Source organism: Thiomicrorhabdus sp. Milos-T2, assembly GCF_000702325.1.
Taxonomy (GTDB): Bacteria; Pseudomonadota; Gammaproteobacteria; order Thiomicrospirales; family Thiomicrospiraceae; genus Thiomicrorhabdus.
Genome location: NZ_KL370891.1, coordinates 360631 through 385821 on the forward strand (window position 1 = coordinate 360631; position 25191 = coordinate 385821).

Below are 25191 nucleotides of genomic sequence, written 5' to 3' on the forward strand. Positions count from 1 at the left end.
TTTATGTCTCTAATGCTAATTTCTCATTTGCTTAAAAACAAACAAAAAAAACTACCAGGCCTGGTAGATTCACCCGCTGACAATAGCGCTCATGAACTTCAACAGATTAAGCGTAATCGTTTGTGGCTATTAACTTATATTTCATTGTTTACCTCTTTATTAGCCTTTTTTATTTTAATTATCAGCTTGGTTGAATTAGAAGGCTCAACTCCCAAACGTAACTATCAAAAACTGGTTAATCAATTACATAAAGAAGTGCTTTTTTTAAAAGATAAACAGGCAATTTCATGGCTGCAAGTTGAAAACACCTTAACCAAAGGGGTTCGTTTAACGCTTACGCCCAATTTAGTTTCAAACACTTCTCTATTTGCTTCTGCTCGTGCGCAAATAAATCCCCGTTATTTGCCCTATTTACAGAGTATTGCGACTTTAATCTCTGAATTAAATGTAAAGGATTTTACAAAGCGCCATGCCAAACTTATTCAGGGTATTGAAGCGGGTTCAGCCAAAGTCAGTTTTATGATTAGAATAGAAGGACATACAGATTCCAACCCTATGGCGGCCAATGCTCTGTTTAAAAATAATGTTGAGCTGAGTACTTATCGTGCTTATGCGATGATGGAGTGGTTACGTATTCACACAGGGTTACCTAGAAGGTTTTTTGCTATTTCCGGTTATGGCAGTTTTCATCCATTAACCGCTAACCTGCAAGATGCGGAAAACCGTAGAATTGAAATCTATCTAATTCCTTATATTAAAGAATTGCCGTCACTAAATGCGACTAAAAAGCCTACTTCTGAGGTGTTGCCATGAATGTGGTTATGGAAAGAGCTAAGTCCGCTTGGTTGCTTGCATTTGGAGATGTGATTACCTTATTAATTACTTTTTTTATTATGACAATTGCTTTAAACAAAGGCGAAATTAGTAAAATTCAAAAATGGGTAGATAAACAAGTTACACAAAGTTATCAAAAGCTCAGTTTGGAGGTTGAAAAACAAAATTTACAAGTCATTAAAGTCGATAGAACTGCGAGAGGGGTTCTGTTAACCATACAAAGTGATAATGCGTTTAAAAGTGGCTCTTATCAACCTTCAGAACAACTCAACGCCGAGCTATTATCTTTAGCTAAGGTCATTACAAATATTCCACTCTTAAATATCAATCAGTCAGCAGAAAATAAAAAGGTCATTGAACAAGCCAAACAAGAAGGTATGCAATGGTATTCAGAGATAAGAATAGAAGGGCATACCGATAATGATCCTATAAACCCTTTTTCAAGATTACGAAATAACTACTTTTTAAGTACCTTAAGAGCTGAATCGGTTATGCAGGTTTTATATCTTAATAGTGGCCTTCCAGCGCAACAATTTTCAGTCTCTGGTTATGGAGAATGGCAACCCATTGCAGATAATCGTAGCGAAGAGGGTAAGCGCAAAAATCGCAGAGTAGAAATCTTAATGACAGCAAGTTTTCAAAAGGACACTCTTTAATATTCAGGGTATTTTTCTATAAGAGACTTTATATGTAAAAGCTTAGATTTAATCAGACCGCGATTGAGAAGCCTTTTTAAATATTAAGCCTTTGCCTTAAATATTGTCACTCAGGCTTCCCGTTACTTTTTGCAATTTGGCAAAAAGTAACCAAAAAACAAACCCCGCTCCATAAATGGGCAAGTTCTAAGCTTGTGAACTGAAAACGCTGAACTCGCTTCGCTCAAACAGCAGCGTTTTTTTACCGTTCACTACGCTAAGAACCTTGCACCATTTATTACAAGGGGACTTATGGCGTTTGTCCAAGCTTCAATATTAAGCACCATAAAAATGAAAAATAATTCTAATCTCATTATTATTGATTATTAAATTAGAATAATAATTGACGATTGTTCGGTCAGATTTAGTTCAAATTTTTACACTTTATATTAGCTTACTTACCAGGCCTGGTAATCATGGGGTTGTTCTTTATCTGAGTGATTACTCTAAACAAAACTGAACTAAACTAGCTCAATCATCACTAGGTTGACGCTTGTTGGTTAGGAGAGTGGTGAAACTTGGGACTCTATTTTCTAGAGACAATAAAAAAGCCTGTGTAAACAGGCTTTAAGTGAGGGCTAATTAAGACTCATGGGTAACTATAAGCTTTACCGTTATAGCTTAGTTAGCATTATTTGTTAACTGAGTTAAGATGTTGTTTCAAATTGACGAACGCTTTCAGATAATGAATCTACTTCTTCAACCACTGTATTGGCAGAGTTCAATGCTTGATTCGCGATTTGAACATTTTGTTGAGTTGTCTTATCCATGTCTGAAATTTGTTGGTTTAGATTTGAAATGCTATTGGCTTGTTCTAAACTCATTGAAGCCATTTCTGAAATCATTTCACTGACACTATTAATCTCAGTATTGATTTCGCTTAAGGCATTACCCGATTTTTCAACCATCTCCGTTCCAGACTCAATCGCATTTACCGTTGTATCAATTAAACCTCTAATTTCTTTAGCGGCATCGGCTGATTTTTGGGCAAGGGTACGAACCTCTCCGGCAACAACGGCAAACCCTCTACCTTGTTCTCCAGCTCTTGCGGCTTCAACTGCGGCGTTTAATGCAAGTAAGTTGGTTTGGAAAGCAATGCTATCAATTAAGCCGACAATTTCAGCAATTTTTTGACTAGAGTTTTGAATGCTGCGCATTGACTCAATGGTGTTATTCATAACAGAAACACCTTCCTGTGCTTGAGTACGTGCGCTGTTAGAAAGTTTATTGGCTTGGTTTGCACTATCCGCCGACTGCTTAACTTCATGAGTAATGCTTTCCATGGTATCTGCCGTATGCTGAAGTTGTGAGGCTTGACTAGAAAGACTGTTTGATAAGGTTACGCTGTCTCCTGAAATGCTTTGAGAGGCTTGCTGTAACATTCCATTCATTTGAGTCACATTGTGAATAAGACCGTTTAAGCTGCCAAATGCTGAGTTGATTCCTTGTTTAATAATGTTAAGTTCACCTTTGTATTCCCCTTGAATCAATTGGCTCAAGCGGCCTGTACTTAAACGTTCAGAAGCTTGGTTTATTTCCGTAAAGGCATTTTGAACATTGTCTAAGGCGCTGTTTACATCATTTTTAAGCATCGCCAATTGTCCATGAGCCTCAATCTCAATACGTTGACTAAAGTCACCATTTGATAGCGCAGTCATAACTCCGGTTAAACGAGAAATAATAGCTTCCGTCCCCTGCATAGCGTGGTCTACTTTATCACGAAGCTGACCTTTAACTTGTGGGTTCATGCGTACTGAAAAATCACCATTACTGAGTCCATCCATAATTTCTTCAAGACTGTTCATAGTATGGGTAACACTTTCTGCACTGTGGTTTACGGACTCTTTTAAGATATTAATATCCCCTGCAAATTCTTGTTTGATACGTTGATCAAACTGACCCGCAGCAATGGCACTCATAACATCGTTAATTTGAGAAAAAGCCGCTTGAATTGAGCTCAATAACTTATTGGTTGCTAATACGGAAGGGTGAGATTCATGGTCTGAAATACGAGCAGAAAAGTCTGAATCTTCTGATACTTGGTTAATGGTCTTCATTACCGTATTTGAAACATCTGCTTCTCGTTTCATTATTATTGAATAGTAAACAAGCACTGTGGCTTCAATGACAACAAAAAGAGCGTGTAAGAAAGTGATTCCCCAATTACAGTCATAGTTGAAAAGCATAATGGGCATACCCCCACAGCTGTCCCACTTAGCTAAAATGAAAAAGCCTGAATCCATACAGATTGTTACAATGTAAGTACCACCAAACATATGTAATAACAGAGGATTCAGACTATGAGCTTTCATAATACAGTATTATCACAAGTCTTAAAAATGTTTCCGAGACTTGAATTTGAAAAGCTTTCAAGCATTCATGATGGGAAAAGACGAAGTGACGCTTTAAGTCGCTGGTCTCAATTTGCAGCCTTGGCGATTGGCCAGATAGGTGCACGCCATAGCCTTCGAGATATTGAAGCCACAATAGAGTCACAACCCCAACAGCAATATCATTTAGGCAGCCAAAAAATAAAACGCACGACATTCAGTCGAGCCAATGAAAAGCTAGATTATCAGTTCTATTCTGACTTGTTTTCTAAGCTTTACAAACAATGCTCTCAGCACTCACCAAAACATAATTTCAGATTCAAATCAAAGCTATTCTCGTTGGATGGTTCTCTTATTGATCTTTCCATGAAGCTTTTTCCATGGGCGGATTACAATAAGAAAAAATCAGCCATGAAACTGCATATTGGACTTGATCATGATGGCCTTATCCCAGCTTTTGCATCCTTAACAGGAGCCAAAGAGTCTGAAATGAAACAAGTTGATTTATGGAAGTTTCCAAAGGGAAGTGTACTCGTTTTTGACAAAGGTTATAACAACTTCAGCTGGCACAAAGCCTTGAGTTCAAAAGGGTTGGTATGGGTAACAAGAATCCGAGGCAATGCAAAGTATAAAGTTGTAAAAACGTTACCGACGACAAAAAACTTAAACATTATTTCTGATCAGATCATTGAATACACTGGACAGAAATCCCTTAGAGAAAACTTACCCGCTATTCGCTTAGTGAATTATTACGACCCCGTCACGCAAAAAGATTATCAGTTTATTACCAATCAAATGAACTGGTCAGCTCAGACAATTGCAGATATATATAAAGAGCGTTGGCAGGTAGAACTCTTCTTTAAATGGATCAAACAAAATCTAAAAATCAAAGCTTTTTTAGGTAACTCTAAAAATGCGGTAATGACTCAAATCATGGCCGCATTATGTGTTTATTTGATTATCGCTTTTCTTAAGTTTCAATCAGGATCGAAAAAGAGTTTTCAGCAGATTTTAAGATTACTACAAATGAATCTATTTATTAGAAGGCCGTTAATAGAACTTTTGAAGCCACCACCTAATGTAGAAAACGTGAGGCCCCAAATGAGTTTAGGCTTGGTGAGAAATTAAGTGGGACAGCAGTGGCATACCCCCTATTTCAACTTGGTTAAGTTGTAAATAAGTAAGCAATAAATGGTGTACAGCGCCAACAGCCGCAGCAACGACAACGACTAACCAGTCTTTATAAAGCAGCAAGAAGGCTAGCCCAACAAAGATATGAAAGTGCATCTCTATGCGTCCCATTTCGGTTTGAATAAGGGTTGCAGAATAGAGCATTATAAAAACACCGCTAAGAATACCAAAACCTCTAGTGCCTCTTAGGGTAAAGTAACTTAGCAACGTTAAAGCAGCAATGACAACGGTCATAGGTATAGCAAAGCTAAAAGTGTCATAATTGATAGGTGCTAATAGAGCCACAAAAGGGATGTGAGCAAGAAGTATAAACAGCATCTTTTTATCTGCTGAGAGTAGAGCAGGGTCTTTAGCTTGACTCATGGAAATCTCCAAAGTTAATTTTTAAAACGCCTTTTAAATGGCTTTTTTTAAGTTTAAGTTTAGGTTAAGTTAAGTTTAAGTTAATGTTGTAAACGTGCGGTTTACGATTTTTCTGCATACTGCGCTCTAAGTAGATTTAAATCTTCAATGACTTTGTCATAACGTAAATAAGTATTTTGATAAACCATTCTAATCTGTCCATCCGGGTCAATTAAAAAGATATTTCCTGGATGAGAAATCTCATAATCTTTGCCTTTTTCGGTACTGCCATCAGCAAAAAAGTAGGCTTTGTAGGAGCTGGCTACTTTTTGTATTTCTTGCATGCTAGTTGCGGTTAGTGCAAAAAAGTTTTTACCAAATTGATTAAAATAATCATTTAGCATTTCATTGGTATCTCGTTTTGGATCCATCGTGACAAAAATAAAATCTAAATCGGTGTTGTCCGTTTGGTGGTTAATATTAAACATGACACCAACTTGGTTATGACAAACTTTGTCGCAGTTCAAATAGCCAAAATATAAAAACGTAAACTTACCTCTATGCTCCGCTAAGCGGTGGGGCTGGTTCTGTGTATCTAATAAGGTAAATCCAGGAGCCGGGTTATTCTCTTCACGGCCATAATATGGCCCTGTTTCTACCCAATAAAAAACCATAGGCATTAAGAGCATAACTAATAGAGTTAAGCCCAATAGACCTAAAAACAGCGGTTTACGTTTCATTAAAATTCCAAAGAACCCTTTTGCTAAAAAAGAAGACACTGAAGCTATTGTAGGTTAGCTCTTATGGCAATATATGACTTTTCAGTCTTCAATTAAGCGTTTTTTATTTGTGTTTTGCATTAAAGCAATGAGTATGCCTATAACTGCCAATTGATAGGAGATTTATGATGCTGTTGTAGATATTGATTGGTTTTAGAAAAAGGTTTGCTTCCAAAGAAACCACGATAGGCGGATAGAGGCGACGGATGAGGGCTTTCAATCACTAAATGTTTTTGGCGATTAATCATTTTTCCTTTTTTCTGTGCGTAGGCTCCCCATAAAATAAACACAGTATTTGCAGTGTGTTCATTAAGGGTGGCAATAATGGTATCGATAAATTTTTCCCAACCTTTATTTTGATGAGAGTTTGCTTGACCCGCTTCAACGGTTAATACCGCATTAATCAGTAAAACGCCTTGTTCAGCCCAGGGTTGTAAATAGCCGGTATGTTGATTATTCACCCCTAAATCTGTTTCAAGTTCTTTGTTTATATTAAGTAAAGATTTAGGCAAAGGCTTTACATTGGGCTGCACAGAAAAGCATAAACCATGAGCATGTCCAGGCGTTGGATAAGGATCTTGTCCTAAAATAACCACCTTAACCTTATCCAACGGCGTACTATTTAAACCACTAAACCAATCATTTTCTTTAGGTAAAATCTGTTTACCTAATTGCTTTTCAGATACTAAAAAAGCCTTAAGTTGTTGCATATAAGGTTTATTAAACTCTGGCTCAAGGTAAGGTAACCAACTATGGTCAATCTTAATTGCGGTATTTTCTTTTAGCATTTTTACTCGTGCATAATCTCGCGCAAAGGTCTCTTCTATTTAAGGGGCTAAACGACTAATTGACCAGGCCTGATGACTTTTGTTGGTGTCTTTTTCAAAGATAAAACGATCATGCATACGGTTAGGGCGGCCTTGCCAGAACTCAAAATGATTAGGTATTAATCGATAACCACCCCAATGATCAGGTCGTTTTACTTCAATATGTTCATATCGTTCGGCTTCAATGGCATAGTTTTGTTCAAGCATTTTACGCCCCGTTACGACCGAACTTTGTTGTGAACTTGCCGCGGCTAATTGACTATCGCGCGGGCGAGAATGAAAATAGTCATCAGACTGTTGTTCTGAAATCTTCTCAAGGTTGCCTTCTATACGAATTTGACGATCCATTTGCGGCCAAAAAAACAACAGTGCCGCTTTGGCATTTTGTGCAATTTGTTGACCTTTATGGCTGTCATAATGGGTATAAAATACAAAGCCTTGCTCGTTAGTCTCTTTTAATAAAACAACCCGGCTATGCGGTTGTCCATTGTTATCGACTGTACTGACTGACATGGCGGTTGGGTCAATGATTTGATTAGTTAATGCTTGATCCATCCATTGAGTAAATTGCGTAAAAGGGTCACTTAACAAGTCATTTCTTAAAAGCTCGGTGTAGACGTATTCACGACGTTCTTGTTGGTAGTCTCGATTTGGCATAATAATGTGATATCATTTTGAGAGACCTTTGCACGAGATAGGTGCGAAAGAAAAATGAGGTAAAATTTGCCTGATTGCGGCGGAAAACGCAGGGAATAGCTAGCTATTCGCAAGTTTTCCAACAAAAATCGGGTGAATTTTTACCCTCAAGGGGCACCTAGAACCATTTTTACTCGCGCATACTCTCTTGCAAAGGTCTCTTTGAATTAAATAGTTACTTGTTCTCCATTTTATCACTAGGAAATTTTCTGTGAGCGAAAACTACAACGCATCTGAAATTGAAGTCTTAACCGGGTTAGATCCTGTTCGTAAACGCCCAGGAATGTACACCGATACCACACGCCCTAATCACTTAGCCCAAGAAGTTATTGATAACAGTGTGGATGAAGCCATTGCTGGTTTTGCAAATGAAATAAACGTAACCCATTACAAAGATGGCTCTATGAGTATTCAAGATAATGGTCGTGGAATGCCGGTCGATATTCACCCAGAAGAAGGCGTTCCGGGTGTTGAAGTTATTATGACTCGATTACATGCGGGGGGAAAGTTTTCAAATAAAGCCTATCAGTTTTCAGGTGGTTTACATGGGGTAGGGATTTCAGTTGTTAATGCTCTGTCTAAAAAAGTAGAAATTGAAATTAAACGTGATGCCAAATTACATACCATTAGTTTTGCCAATGGAGACTTACTTGAACCATTAAATGTCACTGGTAAAGTTGGCAAGAAAAACACCGGGACTTTTGTACGTTTTTGGCCAGATGCCACATTTTTTGATTCACCTAAATACGCTTTAGGGCGATTAACCCATTTATTGCGTGCTAAAGCGGTATTAAGCCCCGGTTTAAAAATTACCTTTACCGATGAAGTGACAAATGAAACTCAAGAATGGTTTTATGAAAATGGTTTAAAAGATTACCTAAATGACGCCTTAGATGGTCAAGATAGAGTACCGATTGAAGGGTTTATTGGTAGCAGTGCCACAGAAAACGAAGCCGTAGAATGGGCGATTACCTGGTTAGTTGAACCCAATGAAAACCTGATGGAAAGTTATGTAAACCTAATTCCTACCCCTCAAGGTGGTACCCATGTAAATGGACTACGAGCGGGGGCAACAGATGCCATTAGAGAGTTTTGTGAGTTTCGTAATTTAATTCCTCGCGGTGTCAAAATCACACCTGAAGATGCGTGGTTAAATGTTGCATTTGTCCTCTCAGCTAAATTAAGAGAACCTCAGTTTGCCGGACAAACTAAAGAACGTTTATCCTCTCGAGAGTGCGTGCCGTTCATTTCTGGTGTGGTTAAAGATGCCCTAAGTCTGTGGTTAAACCAACATACCGAGGTGGCTGAAAAAATTGCCGAAATGGTCATTAATAATGCCTCTAATCGTAGTAAAAAAGCAAAAAAAGTCACACGTAAAAAAATTACCTCTGGTCCCGCCCTGCCAGGTAAATTAGCGGACTGTACAGAAAATGATTTAACGCGAACCGAACTCTTTTTGGTTGAGGGTGATTCGGCTGGTGGTTCTGCAAAACAGGCTCGTGATAAAAACTTTCAAGCCATTATGCCGTTACGCGGAAAAATTCTAAATACTTGGGAAGTCGAATCAGGGCAGGTTTTAGCATCACAAGAAATTCATGATATTAGTGTAGCGATTGGCGTTGACCCAGGTTCTGAAGATTTGAGTGGTTTACGTTACGGTAAAATCTGTATTTTGGCTGATGCCGATTCGGATGGTCTACACATAGCCACCTTGATTTGTGCCTTGTTTGTTCGTCACTTTGCAAGCTTGGTGTCTGAAGGGCATATTTATGTTGCTATGCCACCTTTATACCGAGTAGATGTGGGTAAAAAAGTCTTTTATGCTTTAGATGAACCCGAACGCCAAGGCATTTTAGATCGCATTCAGGCTGAAAAAATGACGGGTAAAGTTTCCGTGACTCGATTCAAAGGTTTGGGTGAGATGAACCCTTTACAGCTTAGAGAAACCACCATGCTGCCCGAAACTAGGCGATTGGTTCAGTTACAGTTAAATAATACCGATGATGTCACCGAAGTTATGGATAAGCTACTCGCTAAAAAACGTGCCGCAGACCGCAAAATTTGGTTAGAAGACAAAGGCGATTTAGCTGAAGTTTAAATAACATGAGACCTTTGCAAGAGATCATATCACTATAAAATTATAATTATTTAAGTATAGGTGATTGATACAATTCATCATCTAAGTACTAATGATACAAAGATTCCAATCGAATAGTGGCAATTCACTGAAAAATAAGTTTGAACTATTCTGTACGAGTCACGACTTCATTTTTTACTCTAATGCTCATGAGCAAAACAATTAACACAATAGATGCTAAAAATACCAAGTTAACACTCATTCCCCCAATACCTAAACCACCATCAGAAATCGGCTGAATCATAAAATCACCCAATGATGCTCCCAGTGGGCGAGTTAACACATAAGCTAGCCAAAAAGCTAATACGGTATTTAATCCAAAGAAAAAATACCCAATTGCAATAATGGCGATAGCGCCGCCAAAAATAGCCAAAGCGGTTGCATAACCAAGCGCTAAAGATTCAGAAAGCAAATCACCCACACCAGTTCCAAGAGCAAAGGCTAAAAGTATCACTACCCAGTAGTAAGCTTCTCGTTTGCCTGTATCTATGGAGTGAATGCTAAGTGTTTTTTCATTTTTGTACCACAAACCAAAACCAGCCAACATCGCCAGGGTAAACACAATTGAAAGTGTTTCTAAGCTGACGCCATAATTATCGACCAATATATCCGTAATCAGGGTACCATTGATACTCATCAACACCACAATTGTCCAATACACAGCGGGCACATAAGTTTTGAACTTAGAAAATTGAACATACAAAAATAAAGCCATTACGCCGGTCATAATAATAGCCACCAAAGGCATCCCTAGACCTAAGTCAAACGCCATATAATCTGCACCAGTTTCGCCAACCGTCGTTGATAGGGTTTTGACAACCCAAAACAGAAGTGTTACTTCCGGTACACGCAGTAAAAATTGTTTTAGTTGTTGATCCATGTTTTTCCTCCTAAAAAAAAATCATACCTAGTTTAGGAAAAACATAGCATAGACATTATTACGATTTGGTAAGGTTTTTTCTATGGAGAACTTTGTAGATAATCGGCATCATAATGAGGACTAAGGGAATTTGTATCATCAAGCCAGAAATAATTGCAATCGCTAAAGGTTGCTGCATTTCAGAGCCTTGTCCAAGCGCAATAGCAAGCGGAAGTAATGCTAGGATTGCGGCAAAAGTCGTCATCACAATCGGTCTCATTCTATTCATTCCCGCTTGAACAATAGCCTGCTGAATGGAGAAGTTTTGCTTCAAGAGTGCTTGATATTCTGAGAAGTAGAAGATAGATACTTCGGTCACGATACCGATAATCATCGTCATGCCCATCATGGCAGTTATATTCAATTCCATTGAGGTTACCCATAACCCAGTAAAAACCATCCCGGTTGCCAACAGTGGAGCACAAAGAATTGCTATCGCCGCTGCAAAATCTTCATACAAGAATAAAAGCAGCAAAAAGATCAAGGCGATTGCCGCGATAAAAACCGCTATTAATCCTTTAAAAGCGATCTGTTGTTGTTTATAAAGTCCACCTAATTCATAGTAAATATTGTGAGGTAGCAAGTTGGGTTGTTTAAGCACCTGTTTGATATCTGAAATGGTAGACCCCATGTCGCGTCCTTCGATTCTTGCGGTCACCGCAATCATTTTTTTAAGATTTTCTCTAGTGATTTGCGGCTGGCCTGTTTCTGCTTTTATACTGGCAACTCGACTCAACGGGAACAAATGACCATCTGGTGCTCTGATGGTGAGTTTTGCAATGTCCTCAATAGTTTGTCGTGATGATTTTGGCGTCCAGACTCTCACGCCAATCATTTTGATACCTTTTTGAATTTTCGTCGTCACAATACCCGTTAACCATTGATTTATTTGAGTAGTGATATTTTCTGGGCTCATTCCTTCTATTGCAGCTTTGTCTCGATCTACCTTGACGGTAATGGCATCACCTGCTTGAACAACCCCATTTTTAATCTCCACCACGCCTTTGACCGAAGCAATAGCTTTTGCAACTTTGTCAGCAGTTTGGATTAAGCTTTTAAAATTATCCCCATATAATTTGATTTCAATGGGTTGAGGAACAGCCGTTAAATCACCAATTACATCTTCCATTAATAGCGCCGTTTCAACTTCAACCCCAGGTACCTTAGCAGCAATTTGATTTCTAATCTCAGACATCACTTGGTCAATTGGAGGTCTTGGAAAAGGTTTTAGTTTGATGAACATATCGCCTTGGTTAGATTCAGTAATTCCGCCTCCCAACTGCCCCCCTAATCTTGATGAGTAGGTGTCTACCGCGGGGTTATTGACAATGATTTTTTCAATTTGATTTACCACACGATCGCCTTCGGTAAGAGAGGTGCCGGGCTGTTGTACATAATCCAATATAAATCCGCCTTCATCCATATGTGGCATAAAACCACTCCCAACCTGTTTATAGGAATAGCCGCCAAGCAAAATAAGCGGAATTAAACCCGCAAGCAGCCAAGCAGGCTTAGCAAACAGTTTATGCATAATGGTATGATATTGATTTTGTACAAAGGTAAATATACGACCTGAATCTTCAATATTGGCATCTTTTTCGCGCAATAAATGTTCAGCTAGCAAGGGGACCGCAAGCCATGCCATAAGAAACGAGGAGAGCAATGCTGTCGCCATAGTGATAGAAAGAGCTTGAAAAAAAGCTCCTGTTACGCCCGCTAAAAATGCTAGCGGAATAAAAATAATGATGGTTGCTGCTGAGGATCCTGCCAAGGGCTTTGTAAACTCAACCGCAGCCTCTCTTAAACGAAAAGCCAATGGTTCGTTAGCCTCATTTTTTTGTCGAATTCTTTTCACTAGGTGTTCAATCATGACAATACCATCATCCACAATTAGTCCAACCGCAGCAGCCATACCTCCTAGTGTCATGATATTGAAACTCGCTCCTAATAAATAAAGAAGCAATGATGTGATCGCTAATGACGCAGGTACCATTAGAAGCGCAATCATAGCCACTTTGATGTTTCTCAAAAACACCATCAAAATAAACGCTGCTAACACGACACCAATAAGTATGGCATCTGTCACAGATTTTGAAGACGAAACGACCAGTTCACTTTGATCATACCATTTAGAGATATGTAAAGAGGGAGGTAACTTATTCTGATAGCCTGAAAGACGTTTTTCTATTTCATGAGAAATGTTAACGGCATTGCTTTTTGGTTGTTGGTAAACCAATAAAAACGTTGCTGGCTCGCCATTGGCAGAGGTTTTTAACCAACTCGGTTTGATGTCTTTATGTATATTCGCTATATCTGCCAAACGCACAAATCCATTGTTGCCAGACTTGATAACGGTATTTTCAAGCGACTCTAAGTTTTGCAAACGCGTGTCTGATAGTGTTAAGTAAAGCTTGTAGTGATCTTCTAAGCGCCCAACAGCTTGAAGCACATTTGCCGCTGATAATGCTTTTACAACATCACTAAATGCCATTCCAAAAGCATTCAATTTGGAGGGATTAACATCAACGCGATACTCTTCAGTATCGCCGCCCATTATTTTGATTTTTGTAACCCCGTCAATTGACGATAAAAGCGGAATCAGTTCCTGTTGTGCAATATCTCTAGTTTCGATTTGACTAAGTTTTTTTGAAGTTAAACTATAGGCGATTACTGGAAAGACCGTTGGATCCATCCTTCGGACAGTAAAGGTGGTACCAGGTGGAAGGTTTGGTAAAACCTGATTAACAGCTGATTCGACCTGCAACAAGACCTGTTGCATGTTTTGCCCCCACTTAAAATTGATAGAAGTTTCGGCACTCCCTCTGCTGGTAGTCGAGCGGATGGATTGCACACCAGGGATAGGTCTTAGAGCTTGTTCAAGCTTTCTAGTGACATCAATCACCATTTGATCTGCAGGTTGATCACCTGTTTCAATGGCTACACTGATTCTAGGGAAATTTATATTTGGGAACATACCTTGTGGCATTTTAAATAGGCTAAACGCCCCAGCGATTACCAAAATAGCAAACAGAAACAAAATAGAGCGTCTATGAGCAGAAACCCAATGTGCAAAATTCATTATTTTGCCTCCTCTTGAACTTTCATGCCTGTTTCCAGTTCATAGTTACCTTGGAAGGCGACTTTATCGCCAGGTTTTAAGCCTTGTGTCACCTCAATCCATTGATGAGTACTTTGACCTATGTTAACGCTAATTTTTTGTGCCTCGCCATTTTTAACACTAAAAACATAGCTGCCTTTGCTATCAGTGAGAATTGTACTTCTGGGAACGATTAATGAAGAATGAGACTCCAATAATATTTCACCTTTCAATCGACTTCCAAGTACATAATGAGCAGTCTGCTCTGGTGGAATCGGTACGATAATATCGACTAGATGAGTGGTTGGGTTTAGCATGGCATGAATTTGCGAGATTTTAGAGAAGAAGGGCTTATCCAAATCAAAAACTGATTGGATTTTTACTGTTTGGCCAACGGCTAATCGTCGAAGGTCTTCCGATTCCACGCCAAGTCGTACAACAAATTGTTGATCACTTGCAATTTGAAGGGCACTGGTATCCGCTTGAACTCTTTGACCTGCTTGCACATTTACTTGAGTGACTATGCCATCCTGAGGTGAAATAAAATGCTGTAAATTTTTTCCCAAACCTTGTTTTTTCAGGCTGTCTAAATGTATTTGAGCATCTTGTAAAGTTTTCTTGGCAGAATTAACCTGAGACTTGGTTGCCAAATGTTGCAGCAATAACTTTTCCTGTCTTTTTAAGTCTTTTTTGGCAAACTCAACCGAAGCTTGGGCTTGGAGATAGGTCATTTTTTCACCAGGCGATACATTTAAAGAAAATAGCAGGTCACCTTTTTTTACTTTTTGACCAGGTCTAACCCAAACCTTCTCAACCATACCTGCATGCGGCATAGACAAGGTGTTTATCTGATCAGCATCTGGGAGAATAGTGCCATAAGCTATAACATTTTGTTGAATCACCTTTTGCACGACCGGTGTGGTTTTAACTGTTGCAACTACCTGTATTTCAGGTACTGCTGCATCGGCAAAACATGTGTTCGTTAGTGCCATTAATATAACCAGTTGAGAACCTAACCATTTATTCATTTGTTTTCTCCCGATGTGTTTTTAAAAGGAATTGCTAGCAAAGTGTCTAATGCAATCTCATTGAGTGAAATTTGCTCTTGAATATTCAGTCTTTCCAGTTGCTTTTGTATCCAACTATTTTCTAAGTTGATGTAAACAAGAGCATCCAAATTCCCGTCATTGTATGCAGGTTTTGCCTGATTGACTAAAGTTTGTAATTTTGGCAAATATAAGTTCAAGCTGGTTAAACGCTTATTTAATAGACCTCGTTTTTTCATCAGATTATGTACTTGATTGGCAGACTGTTTAAGACGATTGTCATAAGCCATTCTTAATTGTTCTCGTGTTGCCCGTTGTTGCGCAATCACACCCTTATTTCCATTAAATATGGGCAAATTAATACTCATGCTCAACCCATTAGTCAGGACACTGCCTGTATCACTGGCATGATTAAAACCGATATTGATGGAAGGAAATTGATTTAAAACAGCTTGCGAGACTTTCATTTCTTGAGACTGATAACCCGCTTTAAGGGCCAACAAATCAGGTCTTTTTGATGGTAATTTTTTCAATGCAACCTCAAGAGCCTGCAAATCTATAGGTTTTGATGAGTTTGGTGGTGTTAAGTTAACGATGATGCGCGAATCTAAGCCCATCAATTCAGACAATGCTTGTTGAGTCTGAGTGTGAATTTGTGAGATCTGGTTAATTTGACTGGTTAAATCAACTAAACTGGTTAAATCGGTGCTTACCGTTTCTAATGTTGCATTGCCTTGGTTCATCGCTTTTTCTGAACGCTGATAACGTTGTTGATAAAGCTTCAAACTATCGGCAAGTAAATTTAGCTTTTGTAGCTCTGAAAAACTCTTCAGAAATAATATTCTGGATTGTTGGACTGCCTGCCATTCTTGCCACTCCAACTCTAGTTTGGCTTGCTTAACTTGGTATTTTGCACTTTTCACTTGAGTATTATGAGTTAGCAAAGACATGACATCATAGCTTAGCCCGACACCCCATGCGTTGACCAGGCCTGATCCACTAGAGGTGGGTTGATCGAAATTTGCAGACAGTTGAGGATCAGCAAATAATTTAGCGTTAATAAGCTGAGCTTCACTAACATAAAGTTGAGTCCGCTTGAGTTTTAAATCTCTATTGTTTAACAGAACGATTGTAGCCACTTGATATGCATCCAAGTTTAAGGATGAAGAGACATTTTTATCATCACTTCCCTTTAGCAGTGTAACGACTTGGGGTAAAGTAATATCATCATTAAGGGGCTTTGCCTGATAGGTTGTACACCCACTTAGCAATGAAACCAAAAATACGATTGGCAATCCGTGTTTTTTGGCAAATGGTCTATTTATTTTCATGGCAATACTCATAGAAGTGTTTGCACAAGATAAATCTAATGTTAACAAGGTTTACTTGTCAAAACACAACTTGTGCAAAACTAGCTGTTAAGGTAGTGTTAAAAATTAATCTTCGTCGTCTTGGTCTTCAACGTCAAGCTTTAATGCATTGCCATTGCCGGCATCTAATGTCAATTCCATTAAATTTCCATGATTGCCGATTAGCTTCATCTCCCAGACTAAGAAATCTTCATCTTCGTCAAGTTTGGCTTCAATGACTTTTCCTAACCCTGTTTTATTCCCCAGCGTAACCGCTTGTTCGAGCGTAATCTGTGCTAATTGCGTATTATCTTGAAAAGATTGTAACCAACTGAGTTTGATTTGGCCTTGCAACTCATCATCGTTTTCTTCATCACTTTGAGCCGTCAATTGCGTCATTTGTAAACTGCTTAATGCGCCTTGAATTGGGATACCATTAAACACTTGATTGTCGTCTGCATAACTCATATTGCTAAATGCCAATCCACTAGATAAAACTAAACCTAATAATAAAGAATATTTTTTATTTGAACGTTTCATAATGATTACCTCTTTTTTATGAATGCTTTGTAACTTGTAACCCATAATTCCGGGTTGTTGTTTTGACACTTGATATTCTATAAAAGATGCAAATTTGACATAATTACCATTTAGAAAGATTAAGGTGGTTTATTACCATTTGGAAAGAATTATCTGGATTTGCTTGATATTTATGAAAAATCCTCTACTTTTAGAGAGAGTTAAATCTGGAGCATAAAAATGAAAATACTCATTGTCGAAGATGACCCGACAGCAGCGACAACACTATCAAAATCCTTACAGGCGCATGGCATGACAACTCAAATTGCCCGCGATGGCGAAAAGGCACTTGCGGCAATTTCAGAAAATAATTTTGAAGTTATTATCATGGATAGAATGATGCCGAAAATGGATGGCATTGAAGCGCTCGGAAAAATCCGCAATCAAGGGATTGCGACTCCCGTTTTGATTTTGAGTGCGCTAGGCGAAGTCGATGAACGCGTTGAAGGACTTGAAGCGGGTGGTGATGATTATTTGGTCAAGCCTTATGCTTTAAGCGAACTGATAGCCCGCTTAAATGCTCTTTACAAACGTAACCATAGTGTTCAAAAAAGTGATAAAGAATGGATGGTTGCGTTCGGAGTGAAGTTAAACACTATTAATGGTAAAGTTTTCAGAGATGATGTTAGAGTGCAGCTCCAACCGCAAGAAAGAAAACTGCTTGAATACTTTTTAAGGCATCCAAACCAAGTGATGACCCGTAAGATGTTACTTGAAAAAGTATGGGATTTTCATTTTGAAACCGACTCAAACTTAATTGACACGCAAATCTCCAGATTAAGAACCAAGCTAGACAAACCCTTTTCTAAGGCTTTAATTCATACGATAAGAGGTAAAGGCTATGTCTTTGCTGAAGACTTATCATCAATAGAGTAAATTGTGTTGATAAACTTTATTTCTAAATACTTGCCGGACTCAATGAGAACGCTGGCAATGCGCTTGGCTATTCGTCAATCGATTTTGTTGAGCCTGTTAACAATGGTTGCGATGCTGGTTTTGTATTGGTTGGTCAGTCACTTTGTATTAGTGCAAATTAGTTCAGATTTGAAGTACAGCTTACAACAGCTGAACCGTGTTGAAAGCCAGCAAGGGGAAAAAGGGTTAATTCAGACTCTTGATCGTTTGGCTATCGAGAATGAATCCAGAGGGCACAGTCATCGATACTATCTCTACCAGTCAAAAGACAACAACATTCTAGCAGGCACCTTGCGTCATTGGCCAGATGAAGCTAAAACTAATGACAAGGTGAGCAATATTTTATTTGAAGAAAAAGACTTGCCAGAAGACTGGATTGATATGGACGAAGGTCTGTGGCCTACAATTGCGACTGAATATTCTGATGGTTCAAAACTCCTGATAACGCAAAGTATTGATTCTACAGAGCAATTAAATGATTTCACCATGTTTATGATGATTTTTTTGGTGACAGCTGTCACATTAATTTCATTATTTCTTGGTTGGATGCAAGGTCGAACGATTCTAAAGAAAATTGAGCGTATCAATAATACTGCGAGAAGTGTTGAGAGTGGAGAACTTCACCAAAGAGTTGAGTTGGATACACACGCTAACACAGATGAGTTTGATGAACTTGGTATCCATTTGAACAGGATGCTAGAGACGATTGAACGCCTTATGAATGATAATAAGCAAGTCAGCCAAAATATAGCTCATGATTTAAGAAAACCTTTGACTCGTGTTCAAGCTCAGCTTGAAGGGCTTCAGGCTCAGGAAACAATCTCTTCTGAAGATTTGGAATCTTCTTTAAAAGAGCTAGAAAATCTTAACAAAACATTTAATGCACTCCTTCAGCTGGGACGTTTAGAAGCATCCAATCCAAAAAAGAACTTCTCTAAGGTCGATTTATCTGCCTTAAGTAATGATTTAAGCTTTGTTTATTCAGAAATGGCAGGTGATAAAAACATTCAATGGCAAAGCCAAATTCAAGATGGCATTTTTTTGGATGGAGATAGGCAGCTACTTGCACAAGCGATGATTAACTTATTTGAAAATGCTCTCCAATACACTCATTCAGGTGAGAGTATTTATTTCTCGGTTATGAAAAATAGAGGACGGACTTCTCTAGCAATTGAGAATACTGGCATTGCATTGACAAAAGAACAACTTAAAGAAATTACCAAACCTTTTGTTCGCTTAGATAATGCGCGTTCCAGTGAAGGAAATGGTCTAGGGCTTTCATTGGTAAAAGCGATATTTAATGTGCACGGTTCCGAGTTGCAGCTAACCGTGACCAATAATAAGTTTATGGCAGAAGCGATTTTTGACAGTCATGATTAATCTAAAGAGAAATATGTTTTCCGCATGGCTAAAAAACCGCGTCAGAAAAGATCAATTTAGTGGTTTACCGCTTTCCATTTTGTTATTGATTTGTGGTTATATTTCATTAAATCTTGCAGGATTAACTGAAGATGTTGTAACAACCGATTGGATTGTAAATTTAGATTACCGTATTGCTAATTATTTTGAAATAAGAAGAACCCATACCTTAGTCGAATTTTTCTTAGTGTTTACTTTTCTAGGGCAGGCCTTAATGGTCGCCTGGGGCTTTATTTTGACTGTTATAGGTTTGTTTTGGACCAGGTTTACGATATGGGTATCACCTTTGATTGTGTCGGTAGCGACCAGTCTACTTCTTGTTTATGTGGGTAAAGATTTCATTGCCAGACCTAGACCTGAAGAATCTCTATTCCCGATGCACTCGTTCAGCTTTCCATCTGGGCACTCAACGATTGCCGTTTCACTTTATGGTTTTGTCGGATTGATGTTTATATTGGAATCTAAAAAGAAATTCAATCGGGTAATATTTTTTGTTGCAACGATTGTCATCGTTAGCTTAATTCTGTTGAGTAGGATGTATTTAGGCGTTCATTATTTGAGTGATGTTATCGGTGGTCTTCTTGTGGGAGGACTTTCTGTCACCCTTGGATTTGGCGTTTATTTATGGCAAAAAATGCGAGATAAAAATACCGCAATGGTTACTCAGCAACAGGGTTGGAAGATCATTATTTTGGGCATCTTGTTTTGCTTAGCATGGCTTGGATATGAGGCTTTTGGCGAATACAGCCTGTATCAAGATCAACTAAAACATATGAGAAGTTAGATGAAAAATCAAAATTTGATTAAAAGATTTGGGTTTGCACTGAATGGGATTAAAGAAGCATTCAAAAGTGAATCTAGCTTCAGAACTCAAATCCTTTTGGGAATACTTGCAATCGCTTATTTCAGTTGGCTTGATGTGACTGTCATTTGGTGGGTTCTGCTAATCATTATTATTGCATTGGTTCTGGCCGCAGAACTTTTCAACACGGCGATAGAAATACTGATAGATCACCTACACCCAGGGTTGCATCCTGAAATCAAACGAGTCAAGGATATTTCCGCTGGCGCCGTCTTTATTTTAAGTTTATTAGGATTATTGTTTGCTGTTTTGGCTACCGTAAATTCTTGATTAGGAATTCTTTGCAAGTGGACAAATAGAGAATATCTCGCTTTAATAAAAGTAAAAGTAAAATTATGGTTTATGTGATAATTTTATATTTATATGGTGATATTGTCAGCAAGAGTCGATGAAGGGTTAAAAAAGGCTATAATTCTCTATTTTTAAGCTAAATCTAAACAATTTTTTCACTTTTTTCTTACATCCCAAACTCGTGCCAAACTTGTTTTTATGCCCTTGGGTGCAAAGGTCTTTCTTAATGTTTCATTCCCCTGTTTCAATTTGTTCAAACCGATTAATTAGTCGATTTTATGTATTTGTATTCAGTGTGCTTTTATTCTTACCAGGCCTGGTAGCTTCTGCAGAAAGTAAAGTGAATCAAGATTATCATCTAAGTTTATATAAGGATGTTCAAGGTTCGGTCGATGCATTAGAGCTATTTACTAAAGCGCCAGACAAGCGTGAGTTTTTTGGTATTACCTGTTCAATGCAATCGCCAATGCCTTTAATACAGGTCATTTTATTTGACGATGAAATTATGAGTGAAACGCCTAAATTATTAACTGTTACTCTTGCTATTGACGGTGTAATACTTAAACAGAAGTTACAAGGGATTATTAAGGTTGTTGATAATGCCGATGAGTTTTCAAATAAAATTCGTTTAGAGCTTGTGACTCAAAAGGGAAGTTCTTTTAAAGATTTACAAAACAGTTACAGAGTTTTGTTAAAGCAGTTACAGCAAGGTAAGGCCGTCACCGTTCAGTTAGAGCATAGAAACCTAGCAACTAAAAAGGTCAATTTTTCATTGAAAGGTTTAGGTAATTTGCTTGTACCAAATCAAAATATCTGTTTTTGATTTAGCGCAAAGCTTTTGGTTGTTTAAGTTTAAACAACCAGGCCTGGTAGGTTGGGTAGGTTGTTAAAATTCAGCCCATTCATCGCTAGTTGAGTTGCTTTGAGTGGTTACTGGTTTTTGAGGCGCCGCCAATGTTGGTGCTTTTTTATGAGTCATAGCCGCTGGTTTAGCGGTATGTGCTGCTTTTTTTTGGTTTTTTTGGCTAGCCAATTCTTCATTTACGACATCAATTTGACTCATGATTTGTTGAGATAAAGTTTGAACTTTGTCTTTTTCTTGCTTGGCTAAGTTCATATCTCCCACGTCTTTGGCATCTATGACACGACCTATGGTGTTATGGAACTCTGAGTGTAATTGTTCCAGCTTTTGCATGCCGTTTAAGTTCATGAATTTTTGACCTTCTCCATAAATCCAAATACCTAATCCACAAGCGTCTGGCTTTCTTGCCGTTTGACTATTAAGGTCGGTTGCTTGACCTGATAAAAATTGTTCTAGTATTGCATTCCAAGCGTTGTGTTTAAGTTTTGCATCTGTAAAATCCACGTTTAATGAGAGGCCGCTTGTATTTTCATTGAATTTAAAGTGGCTAATAAACTCTGCTTGGTTTGCGGACTCCTCACTCATATTGCCTGAGGTTGCAGAGAGTTCTTCAACCAAGGCGGCATTCTGTTGGGTCAGTTCGTCTAATTGACCTACGGCAATATTTACCTGTTTAATCCCCTCTGACTGTTCATGTGCGGTTGTTGATACTTGGGATACCAGCGTTTCTACCTCTTTAATGCTGGTGACCATGTGTTCAAAAACACTGTTAGTTTGCTCAACCAGTTCCGTTCCGTTGTTAATTTGGTTAATTGTTGAACTGATTAAGTCTGAAATATCTTTAGCTGCTTCAGCCGATTTACCGGCTAGATTTCGGACTTCACCGGCAACAACCGCAAAGCCTCTTCCATGTTCACCCGCTCTTGCCGCTTCAACAGCGGCATTAAGCGCTAATAGATTGGTTTGAAAGGCAATGCTATCTATTACAGAGGTAATTTCTCCGATTTTTTTACTTAGTTCAGAGATACCATTCATAGCATCTAAGGTTTTGGTCATAACCACAATACCGCTTTCCGCTTCTGATGCCGTTGAATTAGCGATTTTATAGGCTGTACCCGAATTATCAGTTGAGTGCTGAAGCGTCGCGGTGAGTTCTTCCATACTTGCGGCGGTTTGTTCTAGTGATGCGGCTTGCTCTTGCGTTCTTTGAGATAAATCTTCACTTGCCACGGCAACTTCTCTAGCCATACCATCAATTGCTTGCGCACCGTTATTTACCTGACTCAGCGTTAAACTCAAATTGCCAACCGCGTTATTGGTTGCCGTTTGCATCGCTAAAACTTCTGCTCGATAGCTTCCCTCAAGTCGTTTCGTTAAGTCTCCAGCAGCCATGGTTGAAAGTACGTTATTAATTTGTGTAAAAATATTTGTAATGCTGTCAAGCAAGTTGTTAATTGAGACTGAAATATTCTTTTCAAACCCTGTTAAGAGGCTATCATCAATACGACCTGATAATTCTCCCGTTGATGCATTGGTTATAATGTCTTCAATATTGGCCTCAATCGCTAATTGTTCAGTCATGTTTTTCCATTCGGCCACCGTACCGATGCGATTGTTATTTTCGTCAAAAATAGGGTCAATAATTAAATCGACAGTGGCGTTTCCATATTCGATGCGGGTGTTGAATGTCTCTGTTAGCTCATCTAATCTTGTTGCTTGCTGCTCTGGATAGATATTAAATACATCAATGCTTTGACGTATAAGGTTGTCACTATCAAAATTAGGTAAGTTTTTCTTGAGTTCAGGTTCAATGCTTTTTAGCATATCAGTAACCGAATCATTCATAAAAATAATGCTTCGGAAACGGTCGGCTACCATAATGTTTGATGAGGCTGCTTTTAAGGCGCTTTCTATACGTTGAGAGTTAGCTAGCGAAGCTTTTACATCATCTAAATCTGCACCTAGTTTTATTTGCATGGATTTTATTCGGGCAAATATTCTTGAGATTCGGTTTTTTCCTCTAGTATCCACCTCACCACAAAAATTTCCTTCAGATATATCGGTTATTCTTCTATAGATAAGGTTTAATCGTTTTTCGTTTAACCAGCTATTTAAGATAATGAGGGCTATAAATACGATATTGACTAATAAAAATAAAACGTTAGGAATTAAGTCTGTTATTGATGGAAATTCTTGTAGAGTGATAATGCTTAAAAGTAGTAGAGAGGATAGGAATAGATTAATGCTTAATTGGTTTATTTGCAGAATAGGATTTAATTTGTCTGCAACAGACTCAGGAACACCATTTTTGAGTTTTATTTTGCCATCAGAAATTAAGCGATAAGCTTGCTCTGCTTCGGTTATTTGGTTGGGTGTTGCGGGCGTTCTAACCGACATATAACCGGTGATTTCGCCATGCTCAAAAATGGGGGTCGCATTGGCAATGACCCAGTAATGGTCACCATTTTTACGACGGTTTTTTACCGTTTAAGACCAAGGTTTACCTTCTTTTAGTGTTTTCCAAAAATCTTCAAAAACCGCAGGAGGAACATCTGGGTGTCTTAAAACATTATGCGGTTGACCTACTAATTCGCTCCACTCAAAACCACTCGCCTTTATAAACGCTTCATTAGCACTGATAATATTGCCGTGTAAATCAGTACGAGACACAATGGTCGTATCTTGAGGTAAAGCGTACTCTTTTTGAGTAATGTGTCCGTTGTCGCGCATAGTAAGTTCCTTTTTTTGTGAATTAATGATTCACATATATCAGAAGGTTGAATCTTTATAAACTAGTGTTTCCGGTTGTTATTTCGTGTTTTCAAGTAAAAAGTTTAGTAAGTTTAGCTAAATCGAGTCATCATCTGATTGTCGTTTTACCCAAAGGGCACTTTCGTTTGGCAACAAATTGCTAATAACTAGATATTAACTGCTTAATTGCAACTGCTTAAATGCAATGTTTGCCTTATACAGACAATATTTACCGGCTTTTCCCTTGCTTTAAATACCCGCAAAGGTCGCTATAAAATTGATTGTAAAATTCTAAGCGAGTTGTATGCCAATACTAAGAAAAAAGAGTATTGGTTTTTTATTTATTCACTACTAATTAAACAAATGCTATTTAAACAAATGGTATTTAAATAAAATGATGAAGTAAGGCGCTCGTTAAAAGTGAAGAGTTTTGATTTGTTGCTTATGCCTATGCTTATGCAATTGTGTGCAGGTGCAAAACTATCTAAGCGTTAATCTATTGATTGACGTTTACCCATGTTAATTAATCGTTGCTTGTAGTCAAAGAACTGTTTTAAAGCGTTTTTATCAGCTGAGTTAAGGGGTTCAAATTCTAGTTTAAGATAAATTTTATCTTCTGCATTATGGCGGTCAGTCACAATGGTGTTGAGCGTTAAGGTGGTAAATTCTTCTTGGGTGGGAATTTCAAATTGTAACTTAAGTTCAGTTCCTTCTTTTGCTCCCCTTGGGGTAATGACCCCGGCTTCATGTATAGATAAATCGACTAGCGTCGCTTCTGCGGTCGCATTTTTACCAATCAGTAAAGCTTTGCGTTCTGTTTTGTAAATAGGGGTTTTCATTTAAGGTGGCTAAGTAAAGTTTAATTTTTTTTAGAGAGCTTTGCACGGGCATCTCTGGTACAAAGCTCTCTAATTATGCATTAAAGCGGTTATGAAAGTTAGAAAATTCTTTAATCACAAGCTGACTGTGTAAATTTAAATTGATAAATGCTAGGCCTATTAAGTAGTTGTGGTTTATTGGGGTGGAATGGATGACTTGTGCTTGAGTTTTTATGTTTGAGTTTTGCTCGTAACCCGGTAAATCAAATTCTATTTCTAATAGAGTGTTATCCTGCAAGACTTTTGGGCTAACAATTCCAATACCGCAATGTGATATATCAACCATTTTCACCGGGTAGGTTTCTGCTTGGATATCTAAGTTTACTTTGCGATTTATTGAGATACGTTCTGAACAACGTTGCTCGTTTTTATTAGAGAATTTAATCATCTTA

Annotated in this window: 23 protein-coding genes; 9 read left to right on the plus strand and 14 right to left on the minus strand. The window is 38.2% G+C overall.

Annotation, left to right across the window (positions count from 1 at the left end; translation table 11 throughout):
• Nucleotides 1-3: 3 nt before the first annotated feature.
• A complete protein-coding gene (locus tag BS34_RS0101585) occupies nt 4-813 on the plus strand; it encodes an OmpA/MotB family protein (RefSeq protein WP_084151538.1) in 810 nt (269 codons plus the stop codon).
• Nucleotides 810-1490, plus strand: a complete 681-nt coding sequence (locus BS34_RS12450; RefSeq protein WP_029406806.1) for an OmpA/MotB family protein — start codon at nt 810-812, stop codon at nt 1488-1490. The genes BS34_RS0101585 and BS34_RS12450 overlap by 4 nt, the downstream gene beginning before the upstream one ends.
• A gap of 686 nt (nt 1491-2176) precedes the next feature.
• Here BS34_RS12450 and BS34_RS0101595 read toward each other — a convergent pair.
• Nucleotides 2177-3841: a methyl-accepting chemotaxis protein gene (locus tag BS34_RS0101595; RefSeq protein ID WP_051640626.1), complete on the minus strand. Its 1665-nt coding sequence runs from the start codon at nt 3839-3841 to the stop codon at nt 2177-2179.
• Here BS34_RS0101595 and BS34_RS0101600 point away from each other — a divergent pair.
• Nucleotides 3830-4987: an IS4 family transposase gene (locus BS34_RS0101600; RefSeq protein WP_029406808.1), complete on the plus strand. Its 1158-nt coding sequence runs from the start codon at nt 3830-3832 to the stop codon at nt 4985-4987. The genes BS34_RS0101595 and BS34_RS0101600 overlap by 12 nt on opposite strands.
• On the opposite strand, the gene BS34_RS0101605 is transcribed toward BS34_RS0101600, so the two are convergent.
• The 4 genes from BS34_RS0101605 to pdxH form a co-directional block, all read right to left on the minus strand.
• Entirely contained in the window at nt 4967-5413 is a 447-nt protein-coding gene (locus BS34_RS0101605) for a hypothetical protein (protein WP_029406809.1), read from the minus strand. The genes BS34_RS0101600 and BS34_RS0101605 overlap by 21 nt on opposite strands.
• A 101-nt stretch (nt 5414-5514) precedes the next feature.
• Nucleotides 5515-6132, minus strand: a complete 618-nt coding sequence (locus BS34_RS0101610; RefSeq protein WP_038126225.1) for an SCO family protein — start codon at nt 6130-6132, stop codon at nt 5515-5517.
• 137 nt (nt 6133-6269) lie between these two features.
• Nucleotides 6270-6959, minus strand: a complete 690-nt coding sequence (gene ung / locus BS34_RS0101615) for a uracil-DNA glycosylase (protein WP_051640627.1) — start codon at nt 6957-6959, stop codon at nt 6270-6272.
• A 39-nt stretch (nt 6960-6998) separates the two neighbouring features.
• Nucleotides 6999-7655 carry a pyridoxamine 5'-phosphate oxidase gene (gene pdxH / locus BS34_RS0101620; RefSeq protein ID WP_029406812.1) on the minus strand — a complete coding sequence of 219 codons (657 nt, stop codon included), beginning with the start codon at nt 7653-7655 and terminating at the stop codon, nt 6999-7001.
• Nucleotides 7656-7905: 250 nt separating this feature from the next.
• On the opposite strand from pdxH, the gene parE reads away from it, so the two are divergent.
• Nucleotides 7906-9792: a DNA topoisomerase IV subunit B gene (parE, locus tag BS34_RS0101625; protein WP_029406813.1), complete on the plus strand. Its 1887-nt coding sequence runs from the start codon at nt 7906-7908 to the stop codon at nt 9790-9792.
• Nucleotides 9793-9937: 145 nt separating this feature from the next.
• Here the strand turns inward: parE and BS34_RS0101630 are convergent, their stop codons facing one another.
• From BS34_RS0101630 to BS34_RS0101650, 5 genes are all read right to left on the minus strand, one after another.
• Nucleotides 9938-10711, minus strand: a complete 774-nt coding sequence (locus BS34_RS0101630; protein WP_029406814.1) for a COG4705 family protein — start codon at nt 10709-10711, stop codon at nt 9938-9940.
• Between the two features lie 58 nt (nt 10712-10769).
• Nucleotides 10770-13829 carry an efflux RND transporter permease subunit gene (locus tag BS34_RS0101635; protein ID WP_029406815.1) on the minus strand — a complete coding sequence of 1020 codons (3060 nt, stop codon included), beginning with the start codon at nt 13827-13829 and terminating at the stop codon, nt 10770-10772.
• Nucleotides 13829-14875 carry an efflux RND transporter periplasmic adaptor subunit gene (locus BS34_RS0101640; RefSeq protein ID WP_029406816.1) on the minus strand — a complete coding sequence of 349 codons (1047 nt, stop codon included), beginning with the start codon at nt 14873-14875 and terminating at the stop codon, nt 13829-13831. Before BS34_RS0101640 ends, BS34_RS0101635 begins: the two co-directional genes overlap by 1 nt.
• Entirely contained in the window at nt 14872-16224 is a 1353-nt protein-coding gene (locus tag BS34_RS0101645; RefSeq protein WP_029406817.1) for a TolC family protein, read from the minus strand. Before BS34_RS0101645 ends, BS34_RS0101640 begins: the two co-directional genes overlap by 4 nt.
• Before the next feature lie 105 nt (nt 16225-16329).
• Nucleotides 16330-16851 carry a PepSY domain-containing protein gene (locus BS34_RS0101650; RefSeq protein ID WP_029406818.1) on the minus strand — a complete coding sequence of 174 codons (522 nt, stop codon included), beginning with the start codon at nt 16849-16851 and terminating at the stop codon, nt 16330-16332.
• A 150-nt stretch (nt 16852-17001) separates the two neighbouring features.
• On the opposite strand from BS34_RS0101650, the gene BS34_RS0101655 reads away from it, so the two are divergent.
• The 5 genes from BS34_RS0101655 (at nt 17002) to BS34_RS0101675 (ending at nt 21131) form a co-directional block, all read left to right on the plus strand.
• On the plus strand, nt 17002-17697 hold the full coding sequence (locus BS34_RS0101655) for a response regulator transcription factor (protein ID WP_029406819.1): 696 nt from the start codon (nt 17002-17004) through the stop codon (nt 17695-17697).
• 3 nt (nt 17698-17700) lie between these two features.
• Entirely contained in the window at nt 17701-19116 is a 1416-nt protein-coding gene (locus BS34_RS0101660; protein WP_038126226.1) for a sensor histidine kinase, read from the plus strand.
• Nucleotides 19117-19129: 13 nt separating this feature from the next.
• Complete coding sequence (locus BS34_RS12095; RefSeq protein ID WP_029406821.1) at nt 19130-19939, plus strand: phosphatase PAP2 family protein; 810 nt, start codon at nt 19130-19132, stop codon at nt 19937-19939.
• Nucleotides 19940-20287 (plus strand): diacylglycerol kinase, encoded by a 348-nt coding sequence (locus BS34_RS0101670; RefSeq protein WP_029406822.1) that lies wholly within the window; start codon nt 19940-19942, stop codon nt 20285-20287.
• Nucleotides 20288-20534: 247 nt separating this feature from the next.
• A complete protein-coding gene (locus BS34_RS0101675; protein ID WP_029406823.1) occupies nt 20535-21131 on the plus strand; it encodes a hypothetical protein in 597 nt (198 codons plus the stop codon).
• Nucleotides 21132-21194: 63 nt separating this feature from the next.
• Here BS34_RS0101675 and BS34_RS12100 read toward each other — a convergent pair whose 3' ends face one another.
• From BS34_RS12100 to BS34_RS0101690, 4 genes are all read right to left on the minus strand, one after another.
• Nucleotides 21195-23567 (minus strand): methyl-accepting chemotaxis protein, encoded by a 2373-nt coding sequence (locus BS34_RS12100; protein ID WP_051640629.1) that lies wholly within the window; start codon nt 23565-23567, stop codon nt 21195-21197.
• A gap of 90 nt (nt 23568-23657) precedes the next feature.
• Nucleotides 23658-23900, minus strand: a complete 243-nt coding sequence (locus BS34_RS13070) for a PAS domain-containing protein (protein WP_051640630.1) — start codon at nt 23898-23900, stop codon at nt 23658-23660.
• A 512-nt stretch (nt 23901-24412) separates the two neighbouring features.
• On the minus strand, nt 24413-24760 hold the full coding sequence (locus BS34_RS0101685; RefSeq protein WP_029406824.1) for a PilZ domain-containing protein: 348 nt from the start codon (nt 24758-24760) through the stop codon (nt 24413-24415).
• Nucleotides 24761-24833: 73 nt separating this feature from the next.
• Complete coding sequence (locus BS34_RS0101690; RefSeq protein ID WP_029406825.1) at nt 24834-25187, minus strand: PilZ domain-containing protein; 354 nt, start codon at nt 25185-25187, stop codon at nt 24834-24836.
• Between the last annotated feature and the right edge of the window lie 4 nt (nt 25188-25191).